Source organism: Sodalis sp. C49 (genome assembly GCF_046352915.1).
In the GTDB taxonomy this organism is placed as follows: Bacteria; Pseudomonadota; Gammaproteobacteria; order Enterobacterales; family Enterobacteriaceae; genus Acerihabitans.
Genome location: NZ_CP163303.1, coordinates 3,564,421 through 3,586,231 on the forward strand (window position 1 = coordinate 3,564,421; position 21,811 = coordinate 3,586,231).

The following is a 21,811-nucleotide window of genomic DNA, read 5'->3' on the forward strand; positions in this document are numbered from 1 at the left end:
GCGATTGTTTTACCGTTGAAAATGACAGGCGCCGGACAAATGAGTATTGCACAAACGGGATTATTTTACTCATTTCTCCTATTTATGTACCGCTGCACGCCGCTACTGTTCAGTTACCTGAGCCGGTTTATCCGGCGGGAACTGATCTTTATCACTGGGATAATAATTGAATCGGCATCCTTACTGTTTATGGCCTACGTCCAGGTTCCGCATTGGTCATATGGCTTCGCGCTGCTGGCGGGCATTGGCGGCGGGGCCGCCGCCACGATGATGGTGAGCTTGATTGAATCAGCCGATCGGGATGCCAAAATGCTGGCGGGGAATAGCGTCAATCATGATATTTTCAATATTCACTTAATGCTGATAAATGCGTCGGCATTTATTAGTCCATTTTTCGCTTTTTTTCCCACCCGGTTCTACCAGGGCATGATGACGGTTATTCTATTAATTTTAATGATGTTTATTGGTAATTTTTTCCGTCTCGGCCAGGTTGGCTCACAGGAGCATCGCATCATGGGATGCGATAAGCTGCCAAGTTTTGATAAAAGGTTTTTCCTTATTTGGGTCGCGGTGCTTTCCGTATGGGCGGCCTGTTCTGTTGTTTATATCATTTTGCCCTCGCTTGATGCACATTTCCTGGGGCGGGACGGTGTAAATATCTGGCTATCGTTTGATGCCGTCGTCGTTGTGGCGCTGTTCTTCCTGCTCAAACATATCAATCTATTCCAGCATAACACGACGTTTAATGCCGGTATCGGCTTGATGGCGATTCTGGCGGCATTGCTGTTATTCGTACTGTGTCAGCATAATTTTTATATTCTGCTGTTTGCGCTGTCGGTCTTGGCCTTCGGCGGCTATCTCGCCTTCGGGCAGTTGTACGGTCTGGCCATGCGGACCCGATTTACCCAGCGCAAGACATTTTACCTCGGATTATTATCATTTTCCGGCGCGCTGGGTGAAGGCGGCACTCAGGCTATTTTTTGGCTGACCCGCAATGCCGACGCCAGCCTGGCCATTACGTTTACCATCGTCCTGATGGGCCTGATCGCGCTGCTTCGCCTGGGTAACGATTAAGCCACCGCCATCCGCCTTTGTTGGCGTGTTGGCGTGTTGGCGGTGGTGGTTTTCACCCTTTTTCAGGCAACGGTAGCGGGTTTCACACCATGACATATTAATAATTAATTAACTTATCATGAAAATATCAATATATATTTTTTATAATATCGCCACACCATGCACGCCATTTCTCGCTTAACAGAGCCTATATTTTACCCTATTTTTCATATCGGCAATGGTATATTCGACTGGTTAACCTCTGTTATTATTGCCAATATCATTGCTAATGAGTTTATTTAACACATAATGCCGATATATAAAAATAAGGCATATTCCATAAGAAAATATTATGTGCAAAGAATTATTTCTGACGAGTTAAGCCGATATTTATTCCCGATCCTTAATCAGCCCTCTCCTGAAAAAACAGGTCAACACAACTCATTTAATAAAAATTGTGCCATTTTTAAAATAACATTTTTTCCATCTGCAATGGATTATCAGGATTGACAAACTGATTGCGGACAACCAATCTTAAAGCGGTTAATTTTTATTAATTAGAGATGTCATTCAGCGCATTAACTTATTATAAAGATATTATGGAGCCATACAAAAAATGCCTACACTGCACAAACCAGCCATTTACCTTCCGGAATATGTTATTACCTTGGAAGATACGATTGAATTAGCGAAAAGGGAATTCAAGGACAGTCCCAACCTGGACAAGGCAATCGAACTCATCACCCACACCGGAGTTAAAAAAAGACATATCATTCAACCCATTGAGCTTGCATCCCTTCATCCTGGCTTTGGTTACAGGAATGCGATTTTTGAATATCAATCAAAACGGCTTGTTCCGGGTGTGATTGAAGAAGCCCTGAGCCATGCGGATATTTCCGCCAGGGATGTTTCAGCGATAATTTATGTTTCCTGCTCGGGCTTTTTGATGCCGTCCTTGACCGCATGGCTTATCAATAAAATGGGCATGCCGCTTGATACCGTGCAAATCCCTATATCACAAATGGGCTGTGCCGCGGGCGGCGCTGCGATAAACCGGGCGCTTGATTTTATCAGCGCGCATCCCGGCAGCAATGTGTTGATCGTCAGCTGCGAATTCTGTTCGCTAAGCTACCAGCCTACCGACGATGATATCGGCAGTCTTCTTTCCGACGGCCTGTTTGGCGATGCGATAACCGCGGCGGCGGTCACCTCCCATTCCGGCCACGGGCTGGAGCTACAGCGCAACTGCAGTTATCTCATTGCGCAGACCGATGAATGGATCCGCTACGCCGTAAAAGATACCGGCTTCCATTTCCGGCTGGATAAACGCGTGCCGGGTACGATGAAACCCCTGGCGCCGGTGATGACGGAGTTTGCCCAGAAGCATGGCTGGGAGATCGACAAGCTTGATTATTATATTATCCATGCGGGCGGACCAAGAATACTGGATGATTTGTGTAAATATCTGGGCGTACAAAGGGAGCAATTTTCATTTAGCCGCGACACGTTGGTGAATTGCGGCAATATCGCCAGTTCCGTGGTATTCGAAGCCTACCGGCGAATGCATGAATCCAGCGTATTCAGCGCAGGGGGAAAAGCAATAATCGCGGGTTTCGGGCCGGGCATCGTCGCTGAAATGAGCTTATCGCAATGGGAATAATGCCGATATATTTATCCCGGGCCGGCGGCGCGGCCCGACGATGATAAGGCTGTCATCGAGAAGCCTGCACCGCGGGCTGCTGGTTTAGCGGGACCCTGCTTACGCTGACGGCGGCCGGTAATTATCCATGCCGATATGGGGTATGCCGTCTTCGTCATACACCTCCGTTACCGCGCGGAAACCTAACCGGGCATAAAACGGCTGCAAATGCGCCTGGGCGGACAGATGAACGGTCCGTTCAGGCCAATGCGCCGCGCATGCCGACAGCGCACGCGCCATCAACTGCAGGCCCAGGTTCATGCCGCGGGCCTTGGCCGCCACGATGACGCGGCCGATGGCCAATTGGTCACCCTCATCCAGAATACGGGCATACGCGCTAAGCTCACCGTCCAGATAACCCGCCACATGGCGGTTGTCGCCCACCAGATCCCGGCCGTCCACATCTTGGTAAATGCAATTTTGCTCGATAATAAACACCGCGTTACGCAAGGCCAGGATGTCATACAGTCTCTGTGGCGTCAGTTCGCTTTGGTGCCAGTCATACCAGTCCAGGTTCATCGGATTCCTACAGCAAGGGTCGGGCTTGAAGAGATGCCGGCGCGGTGTCATTAACGCCGGCGCTGTTTGAGATGGCCGCAAATCCGGCGCGCACTCGCTTGGCAGGGCATGCCGTCCCTAAGGCGCGATGCGTCCCGCCGAATATAGTACGTCAATTTCCCGCGGGACAATAGGGTATGCTTACCAGGCCGCGCACGCGGCAGGGACGACCTCCCCCCCGGCCCGGCCCCGGCTGGAAAATGTGTCGTATTTATGGCAAATCTTGTCGTATTCATCATGGCCCGCGCCTGCCGCTGTGTAAAGATAGAACCATGACGACCAGCGCGGAAAAATGCCCATGCGGATAGAGGAAACGGTATGGATTACCCTGGCGGACGGCTGCCGGCTGGCGGCGCGCCTCTGGCTGCCGGACAGCCCGGAACCGGTGCCGGCGATACTGGAATACCTGCCCTACCGGCGGCGGGATCGCCATCGCGGCGACGATGCCATCCTGCATCCGGCGCTGGCCGGCGCCGGTTATGCCGCGATCAGGGTCGATATGCGCGGCGCGGGCGATTCCGACGGCCTGATGAACGACGAATATACGGCGCAGGAATGGGCGGATGCCTGTGAAGTGATTGCCTGGATTGCCGCGCAGCCTTGGTGCGCGGGCGCGGTGGGTATGATAGGCATTTCCTGGAGCGGCTTTAACGCGCTGCAAATCGCCGCCCTGCGCCCGCCTGCGCTGAAGGCAATTGTCACCGCCTGCTCGACCGATGACCGCTATGCCGACGATATGCATTATATGGGCGGCGTGCTGCTTAACGATAACCTGCAATACGGCGCCACGCTGTTTACCTGGACGCCGACACCGCCCGATCCCGCCATCGTCGGTGAACGCTGGCGGGAGATGTGGCTGGAACGGCTCCAGGCCATGGACCCGCCGCCCGCCGCGCGCTGGATGCGACATGCGGTGCGTGATGACTATTGGCGCAGCGGATCGGTGTGCGAGGACTATTCCGCTATCCAGATACCGGTACTGGCGATCGGCGGCTGGGCGGACGGCTATACCAATACCGTACTGCGCCTGCTGGAAAACCTGTCCGGACCGCGTAAAGGGCTGATCGGCCCCTGGGGACACGCCTTCCCCCATATCGCCACGCCGGGGCCGCAAATTGATTTTATCGGTTATGTCACCCGCTGGTTCGATCACTGGCTCGGCAATAAACCGACCGGCATCATGGACGAACCGATGCTGACCTACTGGCTGCAGGAGGCGGAACCTCCCCGCGCCCGTTATACCGTGCGGCGTGGCCGGTGGGCCGCCGAGCGTCAATGGCCCGCCGGCGCTACAGTCCCGCGGCGCTTGCACCTCTCTCCCGGGGGGTTGCGCGAGGACGCGCCGGAGCCGTTTGCCGTCAGCGTCTGCTCGCCGGCCACCACCGGTATCGCCTCGGGCGAATGGTGCCCCTATGGGTGGGGCCCGGATATGCCCGGCGACCAGCGCGGGGATGATGCCGGCTCCGCCTGTTTTGACGGCCCGGCAACGGTGGCGGCGCTGCAAATCGTGGGCCGGCCGGTCATCAATATTCAGTTGGCCGCCGATCGACGGCAGGCCATGATTGCGGTACGCCTGAACGCGGTGGGCCCGGACGGCGTCTCTATCCGTATCACCTACGGTCTGCTCAACCTGACCCAGCGTAACGGCCACGATCGCTGCGAGCCGCTGGTGCCCGGCGAGCGTTATACCGTCCGGCTGCCGCTTAAGGCCGTCGCGTTTGAGCTGCCCGCCGGCTTTCGCCTGCGCGTGGCCGTTTCAACCGCCTACTGGCCGCTGGCCGCGCCTCTCCCGGCGCGCGCGGTCCTGACGCTGCACGGCGGCGCTATTGACCTGCCGCTGCGCAGCGAGGCCACGGCCCCCTGCGCCGCGCCGGATTTGGGCGCGCCCTGGTCGCCGCCGGCCGTGCCCGCACGGGTTCTGGTGCCGCCGCAGCGGGGGCGCCTGCGCCTGATCCGGGATATGGATGACGGCGACACTACCCTGGAAGTGGTGCGCAACCTGGGGGCGCTGCTGCTGGAAGAAACCGGCCTGCGCCTGGATGCCCTGGGCCGGGAAACCTATAAAGTGAATGCCCTCGACCCGTTATCCGCCACCTCGCAGGCGGTGCGCAGCGCCGGTTTCCAGCGCGGCGACTGGCATGCCAGGCTGGAGGTGACCCACCGCCTGAGCGCGGATAACGACGGATGGCGGCTCGAATCCAGCCTGGACGCGTTTGATCATGACCGCCCCTTCTTTTCGCGCCGCTGGGATGAGTATTTCCCCTTTTTCCCCGCCGCCCTTCCTGACGGAGAGACGCCATGAACATCGGTATCGCCCAGGTCGCCGGCGCGCCCGGCGGGCGGGAGGAGATCGTGGCCTGGGTACGCGCGGCGATGGAGGCCCTGCCGCAGGCCGATCTGGTGATGCTGCCGGAGCTGGCCCTGTGCGGTTATGACGAACCCGGACGCATCCGCAGTATGGCGTTGGCGCAGGGCGACGCCATACTGCGGGCGCTGGCGGAGCTGGCGCGGGAAAAACGGCAGGCATTGGCCTTCGGTTATGCCGAGCAGGGCGCCGACGGGCTGTACAATGCGCTGCGCCTGATCGATCGCCATGGCCGGGTGCTGGCGAATTACCGTAAGGTCCATCTGTGGTCCGGTTATGAAACCACGCTGTTCCGTCCCGGCGGACGCCTGGTCAACGTGGTGCTTGAGGGAGTGAACTTTGGTTTGCTGATCTGCTACGACCTGGATTTCCCCGAAGCGGCGCGTTTTCTGGCGGCAAACGGCATGGATTGCCTGCTGTGCGTCAGCGCCACCAGCGCCGGTTATGACGTGGTGCCGCGCCATACGGTGCCCGCCCGCGCTTATGAAAACGGCTGTTTTGTCGCCTTTGCCAATCGCGGCGATGACAGCGGCGCGTTCCCCTGCGTCGGGCAAAGCCGCGTAGCCGGCCCGGACGGCGCCATTATCGCGACGGCGTCCTCCGGCGCAGCGGCGTTTATCACGGCGCAAATCAGCCTGGAAACGTTAAAAGCGTGGCGGCGCGACCATCCTTATCTGGCGGACCGCAGGGCCGATCTTTATTAAATCCGTTCGGATTTGACTTTCGATATGACCGGCCGAGCGCCGGCCAAGCGTTGCCGCGGGATGCGGGCTGGCGCCACAGCGGCAGGTCCGCCGCGGTATTGAGCGGCATCAGCGGTTTCGGGCATGCCTGGCGCGCCGCATATCCGACGGCAGGACGCCGAACGCGCGCCTGAAGCCGCCGGCGAAGTGCGATGTGGAACTGAAGCCGACGGATACCGCGATATCGATAATCGACAGGTCGGAATAGATCAGCATTTCCCGCGCCTGCTCCAGGCGCAGCTCCAGATAATAACGCTGCGGCGTCCTGGCGAAATAGCGGGCGAAGAGCCGTTCCAGCTGGCGGCTGCCGATACCCACCCGTGCCGAGATATCCGGCAGCGGTAGGGGGTCTTCGATATGGGTCTGCATAATGGCGATGGCCGATGCGAGCGTCGCCGGGATCGGTCCCTGGGTGGGGCGGCCGCCCCGCTGATCGTCGGCGGCGCTGCGGATGCGTTCATGATGGAACTGATTGGCGACGGCGGTGGCGCGATCGTCGCCATAACGCTCGGCAATCAGGGTCAGCATCATATCCATCGCCGCCGTTCCGCCGGAGCAGGTCAGCCGGTTGCGATCGATCTCGAAGATTTTGCGGGTACAGTTAATCTCCGGATAACTTTCCCCGAACGCCGTGCGGCTTTCCCAATGAATAGTACAGCGATATCCCTTCAGCAGGCCGCATTTGGCCAACAGAAAGGTGCCGGTGGACAGCGAGCCGATAAACAGTCCGGCCCGGGCCGCCTGCCGCACCGCCTTAAGGTAGCCGCGCTCGAACCTGGGCGCCACCACGCGTTCGCCGCCGCAGATAAACAGATAGTGGGACACCGGCAGCACATCGTTAACCGGCACGGTAGGAAAGGGAATGCCGTTGGCCGCCTCGACCGGCTCCCCGGCCAGGCTGGCCAGGTGCCAGGCGAAGGTTTTCGCCTCGTAGAGCCGGTTATAGGAGCGCAGCGGCTCGATAGCCGATGCCAGGCTCATCATGGAAAAATCATGACCCAGCAGGAAAGTGAACACGATGGGGTCGTTTGACTGCATATTACTGAATCCGGTTACGCACCAATAAGCCCGTCATGTTCACCATAGTAACGTAATCAGCCGCGTTTGCCGCTAATTCTGGCGGCGAAGTGTTGTTCCCACCGCCGCTCGAACACCACCTGCCCGTTTTCCTGCGCCTCATAAGCCGAGGTCAGGATCAGGCCGCCGTCCTTCCAGGCCAGGGAGGTTTCACTGCGTAGCGCGATATGCCAGCCGGGCCGGGTGTAACGCTGCATCCGCACCGCCTCCCAGCGGGCGCTTTCAGGGGTGGCGCCAATGACGTAAGACTCATGGCCCTCGCCGTCAAAACTCAGCTCGCCGATGCGGGTTTGCTGTCGCTGGGCATCCATGGTCAGGCGGTGCGTGCCGCTGGCCGCGTCCCACAGCGCCTGGCGCGACGTGATTTCCGGGGCCAGCACTTCATGCGCAAGCGCGGGTGCCGAGCGGGCGGGGCCAAACGGCCGCGCGCGATCCACTACGCCGGCAGGCCGGGACGGCAGGCGCAACACCGCGCCGTGCGGCCACAGCGTAACCGGCCCCTGCCCCGGTTCCGCCCAGGCCATCGGCCAATAGGTGGTGGAGAGCGCCAGACGTATCCGGCAACCGGCGGAGAAACGGTAGGCCACGCCTTTCAACGGCAAAACCACGCGGAAAGCCTGCCCCGCCGGCACATCGGGACGCACCAGCCGGTGAATGCCAAAGGTTATGCGGGCTGAGCGGCCGTCGGCCGCCACCTCGTTAAGGCGCAATATCAGCATGGCGGAGGGGCTGTCAAAGGCGATATCCACCTCCAGCCCGGCTTTGCCGCACAGGGTCAGCGGTTCGCCGAGGACCGGCGTATCAAAACAGACCGACAGGCCGTCGTCCTGGCGCTGATCGGCCTGGAATTCAGGGGCATTGCCGCCGCCGTCCAGCGGGCACCATTCGCCGCCCATCAGGCCGCAGTGCATGGGCGTGGCTATCACCCGCGGTGAGGCGGGCGCGGGCGCGCTGTCGGCTAGCCCGCCGCCGGACAGGTAGAAATCCCGGGGTTGCGATCCCACCGGCCAGCCCGGCGCGCTGATCCAATGACCGTCCAGGGTCAGCGACGACGGTTCGGAACGCAGGTTTTCCCCCTGCCAGAGATCCAGCATCGGCTCGTCCATGATGCCGGTCTCCTCCCCCAGCAGCCATTGCCGCCAGAAGCGCAGGCAAACGCCGAGGAAGTCGATAGCCGGCCCCGGCGTGCCCCAGTTGGGATAGATATGGGTCCAGGGACCGATTAGCCCTTTGCGCGGCACCTTCAGATTAGCCATCAGGCGCAGAATGGCGTCTGAATAACCGTCGGTCCAGCCGCCCACCGCATAGACCGCGCATTGGATATCATCGTAGTTTTCGCACACCGAACCATGCCGCCAGAAATCGTCGCGCTCCATATGCGCCAGCCACCGGCCAAGCGGCGGCTCCATGCCGTTAAGGCGTTCCAGCCACAGGCTGCGCCAGCTTTCGCCCACATGGGCCGGGTCCAGCGGCCGTCCCAGTTGGGTAAACAAGCCGCTGCCCCATTGCAGCCCGTCGGTCAGCAGCGCCCCGCCCATAAAATGCACGTCGTCGGCATAACGATCGTCGGTGGAGCAGCAGGTAATAATGGCCTTCAACGCCGGCGGGCGGCGGGCGGCGATTTGCAGCGCGGCAAAACCGCCCCAGGAGATGCCGATCATGCCGACACTGCCGTTGCTCCATTCCTGGGCGGCAATCCAGGCGATAACTTCCACCGCGTCGTCCTGCTCACGGGCCAGATACTCGTCTTGCAGCAACCCGGTGGAGTTGCCGCTGCCGCGCAGGTCGATACGCATGGCGGCCATGCCGTGGGCGGCAAAAAAACCATGGATCATCGCATCCCCCACCGCCGTATTATCGGACTGGCGGTACGGGATCCATTCCAGCACCAGGGGGACTCGCGCCGCGCCTTCCGGCAGCCATAGCCGGGCGGCGAGCTGCACGCCATCCGACAGCGGAATAACGATTTGGCGATATGGCGGTACCACGAGTGATGGTTCAACGATGTCAGACATGCGGGTGCCTCCCGGCGATAAGGGCTGAAAAGGGGAAATCATGCGTTGCGCCGGGCGCCGAAATGGTCCCAGCCGGCAATGGCGGCGACGCCCGCCAGGCATGCCAGGCCGCCGATGATCATGGTCAGCGGCAGGCCGAGCAGTTCGGCCGCGCCGCCGCAGATGATGGCGCCGATGGGCACGGTGCCTATCAGCATCATGGAATAAAACGACATCAGCCGGCCGCGCAGGGCGTCGGGCACCCGGTGCTGGAGCAGCGAGTTCGAGCTGAGGTTCTGGGTCAATATGGCATAGCCTATCGGCGCGGCTATCAGGGCGCTGAGCCAGAACAGATGCGACAGGCCCAGGCATATCTGCGAGATGCCCAGCATCAGCGCCGCCCACATCGGCCAGGGGCGCATCTTGCCGATATCGCTGCTCCATGCCAGGCGCAGGGCGGCCATAAGCGCGCCAACGCCGGTAATGCTCATTAAAATGCCCGACCCGGCGGGGCCCCCTTGCAACACCGTATCCGCCAGCATGGGCAGAAAGGAAAAATAGGGCACGCTGGTCAGGCTGCACAGCCCGACCAGCAGCAGGATGCGCAGGGCGTCGGGATCCTGGCGCAGAAAGGCCAACCCTTCCGCCATTTCCGTCAGCAGGTTGCCGTCGCGCGTTACCGGTGGACGCTGAGGAATACGCATGGTGGATAAAAACAGAATCAGCGGCACATAAGAGGCGGCGATAAAGGCGAAACACCACCCTTCCCCGACGGTATCCACCAGCACGCCGCCCAGCGCCGGTCCAATCAGGCGGGCGCCGTTAAAAATAACCGAGTTCAGCGCCAGCGCGTTGCCCAGGTCGTTATATTCCACCAGGTCGACCACCAGTGACTGCCGGCCCGGCAGATCAAACGCGCTGATAAGGCCCAGGCCGAGGGCGATGACAATAGCGATTTCCCCGGTAATCCAATGGTTTAACGTCAGTATCGACAGCAGCGCCACCAGCAGCGTCAGGCCGATTTGCGTGGCCAGCACCAGACGGCGCCGATCGCAGCGATCGACGATAACGCCGGTAAACAAACCAAACAGCAGAATGGGTCCCTGGCTGCAAAACGCCAGCAGCCCGAGCATCACCGGCGACGACACGCCCAGCCGCCAAATCAGCCAGCCCAGGGCGATGGTATGAATCCAGCTGCCAATCACCGATAACAGCTGACCGCCGAAAAACCGTCGGTAGTTGGGATGTCTCAGTGCGCTGGCGGCGGTGCGTACGCTTTTTTTCGGGGCGAGGGGAATACGGGCAGTAGTCAAGGAAGCTCCCACATCCGGCGCCGGGCGCACTCAACAGCCCGGGCCGATATTCTTTTTTTCAGTGATAAAGCCCGGCGCTACCCGCCCGGGCGGTAAAACCGGCCGATCAGACGCTTTTGATTTCGCGGAACAACGGCCACTGGCCGTCGGGCGTCCAGGCGCCATGGATAGCGGCGGGTGTCACCCAGGCGTTGCTGCCGTGATATAAAAAGACATAGGCGCCGGTCTCTTCCAGCTGATCCTGCAGCTTGACGTACATGGCGGCCCGTTTAGCCTGATCCAGCTCATTGGCCGCCTCAAGATTCAACTGATCCCATGCCTTGTCGCAGGTGCGCTGGGTGTTCCAGATGCCCACCTGGCTGCAGGTAAACCACGCGGTAACCCAGCTGGCGTCCGGCGCGGTGGTGAATGTGGTCATGCGCAGCTGCGCGTCCTTCCAGGCGGTGCCTTCGGACTCCTGGCCCGCGGCGACAAAAGCGGCGCCGTCCATCTGATTGATTTTAAGCGTGATGCCCACTTCGGCCAGCTGCGCCTGGATCACCTGCGCCACGGTGCCGCCGTCGGTGGAGGTGGTTAAGTCCAGCCGCAGTTGCAGATTGGACACGCCCGCTTCCTTGAGCAGCTTTTTGGCGGCCTCCGGGGAGTACGGATAGATATTTTTGCCGCGCGCGCCGGGCAGCGGCGGCGGCACCAGGCCAAACGCCGGTTTCACCGCGCCGCCGAAGGCGGCATCCAGGATGGACGGCACGTCGATCGCCTGCTGGATGGCCCGGCGCACCCGCAGGTCTTTCAGCAGCGGATGATCAACGTTCATGCCGAGCCAAGTATAGGCCAGCGCCGGCCGCACGGTAAGCGTGGTGCCTTCAACGCCGCCCTGGTACTTGGGTATGGCGCTGATGTTGATTTTGGTCATATCCAGATCGCCGGCTTCAAAGGCGATTTCCGCCGTGTTCAAATCGCCAATCGGCACCAGTTGGATCTGATCATAAAAACTGTGCGGGCCGCTCCATTTTTCATTGCGCACCAGGGTCAGCCGCTCGCGCGGCAGCCATTCGCCAATCTTATACGGGCCGGAAGACGCCAGCGGATCGGTGGCGATTTTTTTGTCCTTGGCGGCTTCCACCGCTTTTTTACAGACGATCAGGCCTGAAGCGTGCGGCAGAGTGCTGGTGAACAACGGCGCAAACGGGTGCTTGAGATGGATAACGCCCTCATAGGTGCCCTTGATTTCCACGTGATCCAACGCCTCCCAGTCGGAGGCATAGATGGCGGACAGTTTTGGGTCAAGGAAACGTTCATAAGAGTATTTAACATCCTCCGCCGTCATCTCGCCGAAGTCGCCGGTCCATTTTATGCCCGGCTTCAGCTTGAAATGCACCGTCAGCGGGTCCACCTGCTCCAGCGATTCAGCCGCATCCAACTGCCAGCCCCACTCGGTGCCCGCCTTGTACTGGCACAGGCCGGAGTACACCGCGAACATCACCATTTCGTCATACCAGCCGCTGCGGTTGGCCGGATCGAGGTTGGTAATATCCAGGTCGTTTTGCACCCGCAGGATCTTATTTTTATTATCCGCGGCAAAGGCCAGCCTCTGGCCGCCGATCATCAGCGAGCTGGAAGCCCCCGCGGCGAGAATCGCCATCGTCTTGAGAAGGGAACGTCTGTTCATCGAGGGGCCTTTCATGGATGCATCTCCTTAACTATGATGCGGCTGGGCTGAGCCTGTTGGGGTTGCGCGTTAATCAAAGGGGTATGACAGGAAACCTGGTGCTCCCCGCTGAGGGGACGTAATACGGGTGCGGCGGTCCGGCACAGCAGGGTCGCCAGAGGACAACGGGTATGGAATTCACAGCCGGAAGGCCGGCGCGCCAGGGTGGGTACCTCGCCGGTCAGCACGCCGGCATTGGGCGGATTATGTTTGCTTTTCGCGCTCAGCAGCGCCCGGGTATAGGGATGGGCCGGCTGGCGGAACACCACGTCGGTCGGACCGGTTTCCACGATGCGCCCTAGATACATAATGGCGATACGGTCGGTAACGTGGCGGGTGATGGCCAGGTTATGGGTAATGATCAGGTAACTCATGCCCAGCTCGCGCTGCAGGGCGGTCAACAGGTTCAGCAACTCACCCTGCACCGACAGATCCAGCCCCGCCGTGGGTTCGTCGGCGATGATAAGCTTCGGACGCAGTGCCAGCGCCCGCGCCACCGCCACCCGCCGCGCCTGGCCGCCGGACAGCTGATGGGGATAGCGGTCGAGGAACAGCGACGGCAACCCCACCAGGTCGAGCAGCCGGGAGGCCTCCACCCGGCGTTTAATCTCCCGGCCGTTGACGGTAAACGGCTCAGTAACCAGATATTCGACGGTCATGCGCGGGTCGAGCGCGGCCATCGGGTCCTGGAATATCAGCCCGGTTTCCCGTCGAATGGCGCGCCAGGACAAATCGCTGGCGTCATGCGGTTCGCGGCCGTTGACCTGAATGCTGCCGCGCGCCGTAGGCGCCAGGCCGATAACCGCGCGGCCGAGGGTGGTTTTGCCGCTGCCGCTTTCACCGATAAGGCCCAACGTCTTGCCCGGCGGCACATGCAGGCTGACGCCCGCCAACACATCGACATGGCGGACCGCGCCGGGCCGCAGGCGGCTCAGCAGGGTGCCCGTCTTGTAGCGGACGACTAAATCCCGGATCTCAAGCATGGGCATTCACCTTATGGCAACGAACCACCCAACCGTCGGCGTCAAGCAGGGTGTCGGGCGGGTTTTGCACGCCGCACGGAGCAAAGGCCACACCGCAGCGGGGCTGGAAAGGACAGCCGACGCGATTGATGCTGGGCATGGGCACCGAGCCGGCGATAAACGGCAGTTCCCGCGTCGCCACCTCGATACGTTCAGGATCACAGGCCAGCAACGCCTGGGTATACGGATGGGACGGCGCGGAAAAAATCTGCTTTATCGGCCCGGCTTCGACAATTTCCCCGGCGTACATCACCGCCACCTTGTCGCACAGGGCGCTGACCAGATGTAAATCGTGGGTGACAAAAATAATGGCGCCGTCCACCAGCTTCCGGCTGGCCCTGAGCACCTCCACCACCTGCATTTCGGTGGTGGCGTCCAGCGCGGTGGTGGGTTCGTCGGCGATCAGCAGTTCCGGTTCGGTCAGCAGGGCAGCGGCGATGGCGATGCGCTGGCGAATGCCGCCGCTCAGCTCATGCGGGTATTGCTTTAACCGCCCTTTGGGGTCGGAAATTCCGACGCGCTCAAGCATTACCAGGGCGCGCGCCAGCTTTTCCGCTTTAGATCCCGATTTATGGTGCTGAAACGCCAGCAGTTGCCTGCCGATGGTAATCACCGGATTCAGGGCCGTAAACGGGTCCTGGGAAACCGTGGCGATGCCGTTGCCGCGCAGCCGTCGCTTGGCGTATTCCGGCAGGTCGAGCAGGTTTTGGTCCTTGTAGCGCAGTTGACCGCTCGCATGGGCGTTGGCCGGCAGCAGGGTCAGCATGGCGCCGACCAGCGTCGATTTGCCCGAGCCGCTCTCCCCCACCAATCCCAATACCTCGCCCTTGTCCACGGACAGGGAAATATTACGCACCGCTTTCAGCGGACCTTTGGCCGAGTCATAGGTGACCGACAGATCGTGGATGTCCAGCAGGGCCATCAGCTCTCTCCTCTGGATTGCCGGGCGGTGCGCGGGTCAAGCGCGTCGCGCAGCGCCTCGCCAAGAAAGGTGAACCCCAGGGTGGCCAGGATAATGGGGATGCCGGCGGCGATAACGATATGCGGCGCCTGGCGGATATAGGAATAACCGTCGTTGAGCACCGTGCCCCAGCTGGCGTCGGGAGGCTGCACGCCCTGGCCGAGGAAACTCAGGCCGGATTCGATGGCGATCACCGCCGGGATATCCATGGCCACCAGTACCAGCAGGGTACCCACCAGATTGGGGATCAGGTGGCGGAATACCACGCTCAGGGGAGAGGCGCCCATGGCGCGGGCGGCGACAATATATTCCATACGTTTCAGCACCCGCGTCTGGCTGCGCACGACCCGGAAATACCCCGGCACCATAAAGGTGACGATGATCATGATGATGGTGACGACGCTTGAGCCGATAAGCGTCACCACCGCCAGCGCGAATAAAATCATCGGAATCGACATCAGCGCGTCGCAAAACAACATCAGCAGCGTATCGACTTGCCGTGGGCCATACCCGGCCAGCAGCCCCAGCATGGACCCGATCAACAGCGCGCCGCCGGTGCCGATAAACGCCACCGTCATGGCGATACGGCTGCCATAAATCAGGCGCGAGAGAATATCGCGCCCCAGCTGATCGTTGCCCAGCCAATATTCCATGCTTGGCCCCTTCAGCCTGAGCGCCGCCTTGATGGCGATGGGATCGTGCGGGGCCAGCCACGGGGCGAAAACGGCACAGGCCAGCAGCGCGGCGACGCAGATCAGGGCAAAACGGCCCATCCCGCCCGACCAGACCTGGCGCAGCACGCGAAAGGCGCCGGGACGCGGCGCGGCGGCGGAAACCGGGGTGGCCGCGACCGGGGTATTGGTGGTGATAAGAGCCATGGTCAAAGCTCCTGCCGCACGCGCGGATCGAGAAAAGTGTTAATCAAATCGGCAATCAGGTTGGCCAGCACATAAAAGCCGGAGGTCACCACCACCGTGCCCATCACTACCGGAAAATTACGTGAAATCACCGAATCAAAGGCCAGCTTGCCCAGGCCGGGACGGGCAAAAACGATTTCAGTCAGCACCGCGCCGGATAACAGCGAGCCGATGCCGACCCCCAGCACAGATACCACCGGCACTACCGCAATCGGCAGCGCATAACGCATGGCGATAAGCCGCTCGCCGATGCCGAACGCCCGATAGGTGCGGATATGGTTCTCCTTAAGCACTTCCAGCATGGACGCCCGCACCAGCCGCGATAGATAACCGATCCAGCTCAGGCCCACCGTCAGCGACGGCAGTACCAGGGCATTCAGCTGGGAAACGGGATCGTCCCGCTGTCCCGCGCCAATGGCGGGAAACCATTTCAGGGTGACCGCGAAAATCAGCAGGGCATAGATAGCCACCACAAAGGCCGGCAGGGCGATAACGCTGGTGGACATCAGGCCGATAAGGCGGTCGGCCAGGCTGTTCTGGCGCAGCGCCGCCCAGCAGCCCAGCGGGATGCCCAGGAGAACGGCCCAGGCGATGGCCGACAGCGCCAGAATCAGGGTATTGGGCAGGGCGCGGGCAATCAATTGGGCCACCGGCCGGTGGGTGAGGACGTCTTCGCCCAGATCGCCGGTGGCCACGTTAGCGATAAAGCGGGCGATCTGCACGACGGCCGGCCGGTCCAGCCCCATATGTTCGCGCAGCGCCTGTTTTTGCGCTTCGCTGGCGCGCGGCCCCAGCGCCACCGACGCCGGATCGCCCGGCACCAGGAACACCAGGCAAAAAAGTAACGAGATGGCGAGCAACATCACTGACGCCGCCAGCATAAGCCGCCGAAGCAGGTAAAAAAACATAAGCCCAGCCTGTTTAAGTTTTCGCTAAGGAACATCCGCCGGCACACCGGTAAGGCCACGGTGGACAGGCCGGATTCTGCTTGATGGCAGCAGGAAACGTAAGCAAGCTTGCCAGTGTTTACACCCATTGAACGTCGTTATTACGACGCGTTTTAGCAAAAAAACGACATATAAGAACGCCGTATGCCTCGCCGCGCTTCCCGCTAGGGATTTACCCCGCCGGCATGGACGAAGCAGAGTTTATTGCCTTCGGGATCGCGGCAGTAGGCGGCGTAAAAATCATCGGCATAGATGGCGCGGACACCGGGCTCGCCCTCGTCGATTCCGCCCTGGCTGAGGGCCACCGACCAGGCTGAGGCCACCGCGTCCTGCGATGGCGCGGCAAAACTCACCTGGCAACCGTTGCCCCAGGTGGCGGGCAGGCCGTTGATGGGACGCCGGACCACAAACTGCGGCCAGCGCTGACCGGCTTTGCTCCAGATAATGCCGGCGGGGCAGTCCAGCTCCTGCGGCGTCATCCTTACTAAGTCCAGCTCGGCGAGAACGCGATCATAAAAGGCAATCATGCGCGGCAGCTCCCGTGCGCCCAGTTGGATATGGCTAAACATCGGCTATCCTCCGAAATGAACAGATACGTATTGATTATAGGTGTCCCGGCCCTACCCACCCCTATTCGCGGCGCGACAATAGATTTATCCCCGACGCATTTACAGCCTGGCGCTGGAGTATAAAATAATAACGCCTTGATACTTCACGGTTATTCGTCGACGTCTTAGCCGGGTTTTGGTAAAACGAAAAAATTATGATTATAAATCAGTTATTTAAATGAAAATTTCCCGGAAATTATTCCGCGGTGATGTTTTTGTGAGGAATTTATTTAAATTAATTTTTTTAAATCTTTATTATTTTATTACTTAACAATATAAGTGAGTCACTTTTTTAATTGATGTTATTTGTAAAATACCTATATATATCATGAAGTTATTATTTTTTACTTTTTGTAAAAATATAAAGATAGCAGGCTATAAAGTTAATATAAAAGTAATAAAATAAAATAAAATATCACTGCCGTGATATTTCAATATTACATGCGTATTTTTCTATTAGCCATGTTTCAAAATAGAAAATATTCATATAAACTGCACTGGCTTTAACAATCAATATTGTAAATGGCTCTTCTTAGGGAAGGGCAATTCATGATTCTTGTAGCGCTTTGCGCGAACTATATTGACGGTTTCTTTGCTACCGGTGGATTGCGGGTAGAACGTTATTGCTGTGCAAGGCGTTTTTCACTAACTCAATGCCGGAGGGATAAATTAATCCCTGTATCAATATAACAGCTTTTAACCTGCCATCGCGGCGAGTAAATCGTCTTAATTTACAGAGAGGAACGACAATGGACAAAAAAATAGACATGTCAGTTACCGTAGAATCTTTATCTCGCATCTATCATCGCCTGAGAAAAGAAGTGAACGGCCAATTGGTCAATGAAGGACTTTCATTGTCCAAAATGAAGATCCTGCAATTGATTACCCATGGCAAGACCAGCGCCACGGATATCAAAAATTATATGGGATTTTCTTCCCGTACGGTAGTGACGGTGCTGGACGCCCTGGAGAAAGACGAAATGCTGCAGCGCCAGCAAAGCCCGACCGACCGCCGGGTTAAACATGTTTATATTACAGAAAAAGGACGCGATAAACTGGAAATTGCCCAGCAGACTCATCGTACTATCCTTGAGCGTATTCTGGCGCCTTTATCTGAAGCGCAATTGGAAAAATTCGGTGAAATTTGCAATACCCTCGAAGCAGGCCAGCGTTAATTGTCGGTTTAGACCGCTGCATATCCTATTTAATGGGCGGCATAAACCATGCCGCTCTAAAATATAAGCAGTATCAAATTTCCCTCATCCACAGGGCGTTATTTGTCGATGAGGGAACGCCTTCGGGTAGCAAAAGTATAAGCAATTCTTGATAAATGCATGTCTATTGCTTTTTCGGCCACACCGGGTTGAATGGAAAACTGGCCGTTAATAAAGCCCAACCTCGCTGGATATATGCGACTACTATCGGGGCAACGTTGGCCATGACATCCCATCCCCCTATGATTCTGAAATAGTTAGCGGCTCATCACTTAAGTTTCCTTTATGTAATAATCGAAAAAGCGTAAACCACATCCATTATTTGAGCGCCCGCTATGCTTGCCGCCGCCGTCACCCTGGCGCCAAGGGCGCAAAAGCCCGGCGCTAAACAGCAAGGGAAGCTGCAACCTGCATCAATGCCGTGTATAATGTGAGACGATATCGTCTTCACGCGTCGATTCATCAACGACGGTTATCCACTAAAGACATCAACTACAGCCGAAAAATTCCCACTATGGTTCATGGTACGCTTTACATTGTTTCCGCTCCCAGCGGCGCGGGAAAATCAAGCCTGATCCAGGCGTTGCTTAAAACACAACCGCTTTACGACACCCAGGTATCGATCTCCCACACCACGCGGCCCATACGTCCGGGGGAAAAAGACGGGGAACATTATTTTTTTATTTCCGAGGCTGAGTTCAAGCGCATGATCGGGGAGGAGTGCTTCCTCGAATACGCCAACGTCTTCGGCAATTATTACGGCACGTCGCGCGAGGCCATCGAACAGGTGTTGTCCACCGGCGTGGACGTGTTTTTGGATATCGACTGGCAGGGCGCGCAGCAAATTCGCGAGCGCATGCCCCAGGCCCGCAGCATCTTTGTGCTGCCGCCGTCCAGGGAAGAGCTGGATCGGCGCCTGCGCGGCCGCGGGCAGGATAGCGAAGAGGTCATTGCCCGCCGTATGGCGCAGGCGGTGGCGGAAATGTCGCATTATGCCGAGTATGATTACCTGATTGTGAATGACGAGTTCAATACGGCCCTGATGGATTTAAAAACCATTATTCGTGCCGAACGTCTGCGTCTGGGCCGGCAAAAATTACGGCATGACGCTTTAATCACCAAACTGTTGGCGGACTGAAACAACTTTCAGTATGATGCCCAGTCATTTCTCTATTTGCGGAGTAGCTCACATATGGCACGCGTAACTGTACAAGACGCCGTTGAAAAAATTGGTAATCGTTTTGACCTGGTGCTGGTCGCTGCCCGTCGCGCTCGCCAACTTCAGGTCGGCGGTAAAGATCCCCTGGTGGCGGAAGAAAACGACAAATTCACCGTTATCGCCCTGCGTGAAATAGAAGAAGGCCTGATTACCAATCAGATCCTCGACTTGCGGGATCGCCAGGAACAGCAGGAGCAGGAAGCCGCGGAAATCCAGGCGGTAACCGCTATTGCTGAAGGTCGTCGCTAAATTCGGACAACGGTTCACAATTGTATCTGTTTGAAAGCCTGAATCTGCTGATTCAACGATACCTGCCCGAGGATCAGATTAAACTCCTCCGGCAGGCATACCTTGTCGCCCGTGATGCTCACGAGGGACAGTCACGCTCCAGCGGCGAGCCTTATATCACCCATCCGGTGGCCGTGGCCTGTATTCTGGCCGAAATGCGTCTTGACCATGAGACGCTGATGGCGGCGCTGCTGCATGATGTGATTGAGGATACCCCGGCCACCTACCAGGACATGGAGCAGTTGTTCGGTAAAACCGTGGCCGAGTTGGTCGAAGGCGTGTCGAAACTCGATAAGCTTAAGTTTCGCGACAAAAAAGAAGCCCAGGCGGAAAATTTCCGCAAAATGATCATGGCCATGGTGCAGGATATCCGGGTGGTGCTGATAAAGCTGGCCGACCGGACCCACAATATGCGCACCCTTGGCGCGCTGCGTCCTGATAAACGCCGCCGCATCGCCCGCGAAACCCTGGAAATCTATAGCCCGCTGGCCCACCGGCTGGGTATCCATCACCTTAAGACCGAACTTGAGGAACTGGGCTTCGAGGCGCTGTATCCCAACCGCTACCGGGTGATCAAGGAAGTGGTCAAGTCGGCGCGCGGCAACCGCAAAGAGATGATCCAGAAAATCCTGGCGGAAATTGAAGGACGGCTGACCGAAGCGGGCATTCCCTGTCGCGTCAGCGGACGCGAAAAACATCTGTACTCCATTTATTGCAAAATGCATCTCAAAGAGCAGCGCTTTCACTCCATCATGGATATCTACGCCTTCCGGGTCATCGTCGGCGAAGTGGATACCTGCTACCGGGTACTGGGACAGATGCACAGCCTGTATAAACCGCGCCCGGGACGGGTGAAGGACTATATCGCCATTCCCAAGGCCAATGGCTATCAATCCCTGCATACCTCGATGATCGGCCCCCACGGCGTACCGGTGGAAGTACAAATCCGCACCGAGGACATGGACCAGATGGCGGAAATGGGCGTGGCGGCGCACTGGGCTTATAAAGAACAGGGTGAAACCGGCACCACGGCGCAGATCCGCGCGCAGCGCTGGATGCAAAGCCTGCTGGAGCTGCAGCAAAGCGCCGGCAGCTCGTTTGAATTTATTGAAAGCGTTAAGTCCGATCTGTTTCCGGACGAAATTTACGTCTTTACCCCGGAAGGACGCATCGTCGAACTGCCGGCGGGCGCCACGCCGGTGGACTTTGCCTACGCGGTGCATACCGATATCGGCCATGCCTGCGTCGGCGCCAGGGTCGATCGCCAGCCTTACCCCTTGTCCCAGGCCCTGACCAGCGGACAGGCGGTGGAAATTATTACCGCCCCCGGCGCCCGTCCCAACGCCGCCTGGCTGAATTTTGTCGTCAGTTCCAAGGCGCGGGCCAAAATTCGCCAGATGCTGAAAAACCTCAAACGCGACGATTCCGTCAGTTTGGGCCGGCGTTTATTGAACCACGCCCTTGGCGGCAGCCGTAAACTGGCCGAGGTGCCGCCGGAAAATATCCAGCATGAACTGGACCGGATGAAACTGGCCTCCCTGGACGATCTGCTGGCGGAAATCGGCCTGGGCAACGCCATGAGCGTGGTGATTGCCCGTAATCTGCAGGGCGACCAGTCCAATATGGCGCCGTCCGGCGCCTCCGTTTCCGGTCCCAAAACCCTGCCGATCAAAGGCGCGGAAGGCGTGCTTATCACCTTTGCCAAATGCTGCCGCCCTATTCCCGGCGATCCGATTATCGCCCATGTCAGCCCGGGTAAAGGGCTGGTGGTTCATCATGAATCCTGCCGCAATATCCGCGGCTACCAGAAAGAAGCGGAAAAATTCATGGCGGTGGAATGGGATCTGGATACCGAGCAGGAGTTTATCGCCGAGATTAAAGCGGATATGTTTAATCACCAGGGCGCGCTGGCCAACCTGACCGCGGCTATCAATGCCGCCGATTCCAATATCCAAAGCCTGAACACCGAAGAGAAAGACGGGCGGGTCTATAGCGCGTTTATCCGCCTGACCGTGCGCGACCGTGTCCATCTGGCGAATATTATGCGTAAAATACGCGTTATGCCGGATGTCATCCGGGTCACCCGTAACCGCAACTAACAACCTGGCCGCCAACCGGCGCGACA

At 58.5% G+C, this 21,811-nt stretch carries 18 protein-coding genes; 8 read left to right on the forward strand and 10 right to left on the reverse strand.

The features are described from left to right. Window positions 1–39: 39 nt before the first annotated feature. Both ABUK12_RS16045 and ABUK12_RS16050 read left to right on the forward strand, forming a co-directional pair. Window positions 40–1,074: a hypothetical protein gene (locus tag ABUK12_RS16045; RefSeq protein ID WP_410012792.1), complete on the forward strand. Its 1,035-nt coding sequence runs from the start codon at window positions 40–42 to the stop codon at window positions 1,072–1,074. Window positions 1,075–1,669: 595 nt separating this feature from the next. After that, a complete protein-coding gene (locus tag ABUK12_RS16050) occupies window positions 1,670–2,713 on the forward strand; it encodes a type III polyketide synthase (protein ID WP_410012793.1) in 1,044 nt (347 codons plus the stop codon). A 99-nt stretch (window positions 2,714–2,812) separates the two neighbouring features. Here ABUK12_RS16050 and ABUK12_RS16055 read toward each other — a convergent pair whose 3' ends face one another. Then, window positions 2,813–3,271, reverse strand: coding sequence for a GNAT family N-acetyltransferase (locus ABUK12_RS16055; RefSeq protein WP_410012794.1), 459 nt, complete (start codon window positions 3,269–3,271; stop codon window positions 2,813–2,815). Between the two features lie 337 nt (window positions 3,272–3,608). Here ABUK12_RS16055 and ABUK12_RS16060 point away from each other — a divergent pair, with 337 nt between their 5' ends. Continuing rightward, window positions 3,609–5,612: a CocE/NonD family hydrolase gene (locus ABUK12_RS16060; protein WP_410012795.1), complete on the forward strand. Its 2,004-nt coding sequence runs from the start codon at window positions 3,609–3,611 to the stop codon at window positions 5,610–5,612. Next, window positions 5,609–6,379: a nitrilase-related carbon-nitrogen hydrolase gene (locus ABUK12_RS16065; protein ID WP_410012796.1), complete on the forward strand. Its 771-nt coding sequence runs from the start codon at window positions 5,609–5,611 to the stop codon at window positions 6,377–6,379. The genes ABUK12_RS16060 and ABUK12_RS16065 overlap by 4 nt, the downstream gene beginning before the upstream one ends. 108 nt (window positions 6,380–6,487) lie before the next feature. On the opposite strand, the gene ABUK12_RS16070 is transcribed toward ABUK12_RS16065, so the two are convergent. From ABUK12_RS16070 to ABUK12_RS16110, 9 genes are all read right to left on the reverse strand, one after another. Further along, window positions 6,488–7,456, reverse strand: coding sequence for a GlxA family transcriptional regulator (locus ABUK12_RS16070; protein ID WP_410012797.1), 969 nt, complete (start codon window positions 7,454–7,456; stop codon window positions 6,488–6,490). Between the two features lie 56 nt (window positions 7,457–7,512). Continuing rightward, on the reverse strand, window positions 7,513–9,510 hold the full coding sequence (locus ABUK12_RS16075) for a CocE/NonD family hydrolase (RefSeq protein ID WP_410012798.1): 1,998 nt from the start codon (window positions 9,508–9,510) through the stop codon (window positions 7,513–7,515). 38 nt (window positions 9,511–9,548) lie between these two features. Next, complete coding sequence (locus ABUK12_RS16080) at window positions 9,549–10,802, reverse strand: MFS transporter (RefSeq protein WP_410012799.1); 1,254 nt, start codon at window positions 10,800–10,802, stop codon at window positions 9,549–9,551. A gap of 106 nt (window positions 10,803–10,908) precedes the next feature. Continuing rightward, window positions 10,909–12,471 carry an ABC transporter substrate-binding protein gene (locus ABUK12_RS16085; RefSeq protein WP_410012800.1) on the reverse strand — a complete coding sequence of 521 codons (1,563 nt, stop codon included), beginning with the start codon at window positions 12,469–12,471 and terminating at the stop codon, window positions 10,909–10,911. Window positions 12,472–12,482: 11 nt separating this feature from the next. Further along, a complete protein-coding gene (locus tag ABUK12_RS16090; protein ID WP_410012801.1) occupies window positions 12,483–13,493 on the reverse strand; it encodes an oligopeptide/dipeptide ABC transporter ATP-binding protein in 1,011 nt (336 codons plus the stop codon). Beyond that, on the reverse strand, window positions 13,486–14,454 hold the full coding sequence (locus tag ABUK12_RS16095; RefSeq protein WP_410012802.1) for an ABC transporter ATP-binding protein: 969 nt from the start codon (window positions 14,452–14,454) through the stop codon (window positions 13,486–13,488). Before ABUK12_RS16095 ends, ABUK12_RS16090 begins: the two co-directional genes overlap by 8 nt. Further along, a complete protein-coding gene (locus ABUK12_RS16100) occupies window positions 14,454–15,371 on the reverse strand; it encodes an ABC transporter permease (RefSeq protein WP_410012803.1) in 918 nt (305 codons plus the stop codon). The genes ABUK12_RS16095 and ABUK12_RS16100 overlap by 1 nt, the downstream gene beginning before the upstream one ends. Window positions 15,372–15,373: 2 nt before the next feature. After that, entirely contained in the window at window positions 15,374–16,318 is a 945-nt protein-coding gene (locus ABUK12_RS16105) for an ABC transporter permease (protein WP_410012804.1), read from the reverse strand. 203 nt (window positions 16,319–16,521) lie between these two features. After that, on the reverse strand, window positions 16,522–16,926 hold the full coding sequence (locus ABUK12_RS16110; RefSeq protein WP_410012805.1) for a VOC family protein: 405 nt from the start codon (window positions 16,924–16,926) through the stop codon (window positions 16,522–16,524). Between the two features lie 788 nt (window positions 16,927–17,714). Between ABUK12_RS16110 and ABUK12_RS16115 the strand changes: the two genes are divergently transcribed. From ABUK12_RS16115 to spoT, 4 genes are all read left to right on the forward strand, one after another. After that, window positions 17,715–18,140: a MarR family winged helix-turn-helix transcriptional regulator gene (locus ABUK12_RS16115; protein ID WP_410012806.1), complete on the forward strand. Its 426-nt coding sequence runs from the start codon at window positions 17,715–17,717 to the stop codon at window positions 18,138–18,140. 553 nt (window positions 18,141–18,693) lie between these two features. Further along, complete coding sequence (gene gmk / locus ABUK12_RS16120) at window positions 18,694–19,317, forward strand: guanylate kinase (RefSeq protein WP_410012807.1); 624 nt, start codon at window positions 18,694–18,696, stop codon at window positions 19,315–19,317. Between the two features lie 54 nt (window positions 19,318–19,371). Beyond that, complete coding sequence (rpoZ, locus tag ABUK12_RS16125) at window positions 19,372–19,647, forward strand: DNA-directed RNA polymerase subunit omega (protein ID WP_132924177.1); 276 nt, start codon at window positions 19,372–19,374, stop codon at window positions 19,645–19,647. A gap of 20 nt (window positions 19,648–19,667) precedes the next feature. Next, the gene (gene spoT / locus ABUK12_RS16130; protein ID WP_410012808.1) at window positions 19,668–21,785 is read left to right on the forward strand and encodes a bifunctional GTP diphosphokinase/guanosine-3',5'-bis pyrophosphate 3'-pyrophosphohydrolase; all 2,118 of its coding nucleotides are present in this window, start codon (window positions 19,668–19,670) and stop codon (window positions 21,783–21,785) included. Window positions 21,786–21,811 lie beyond the last annotated feature (26 nt).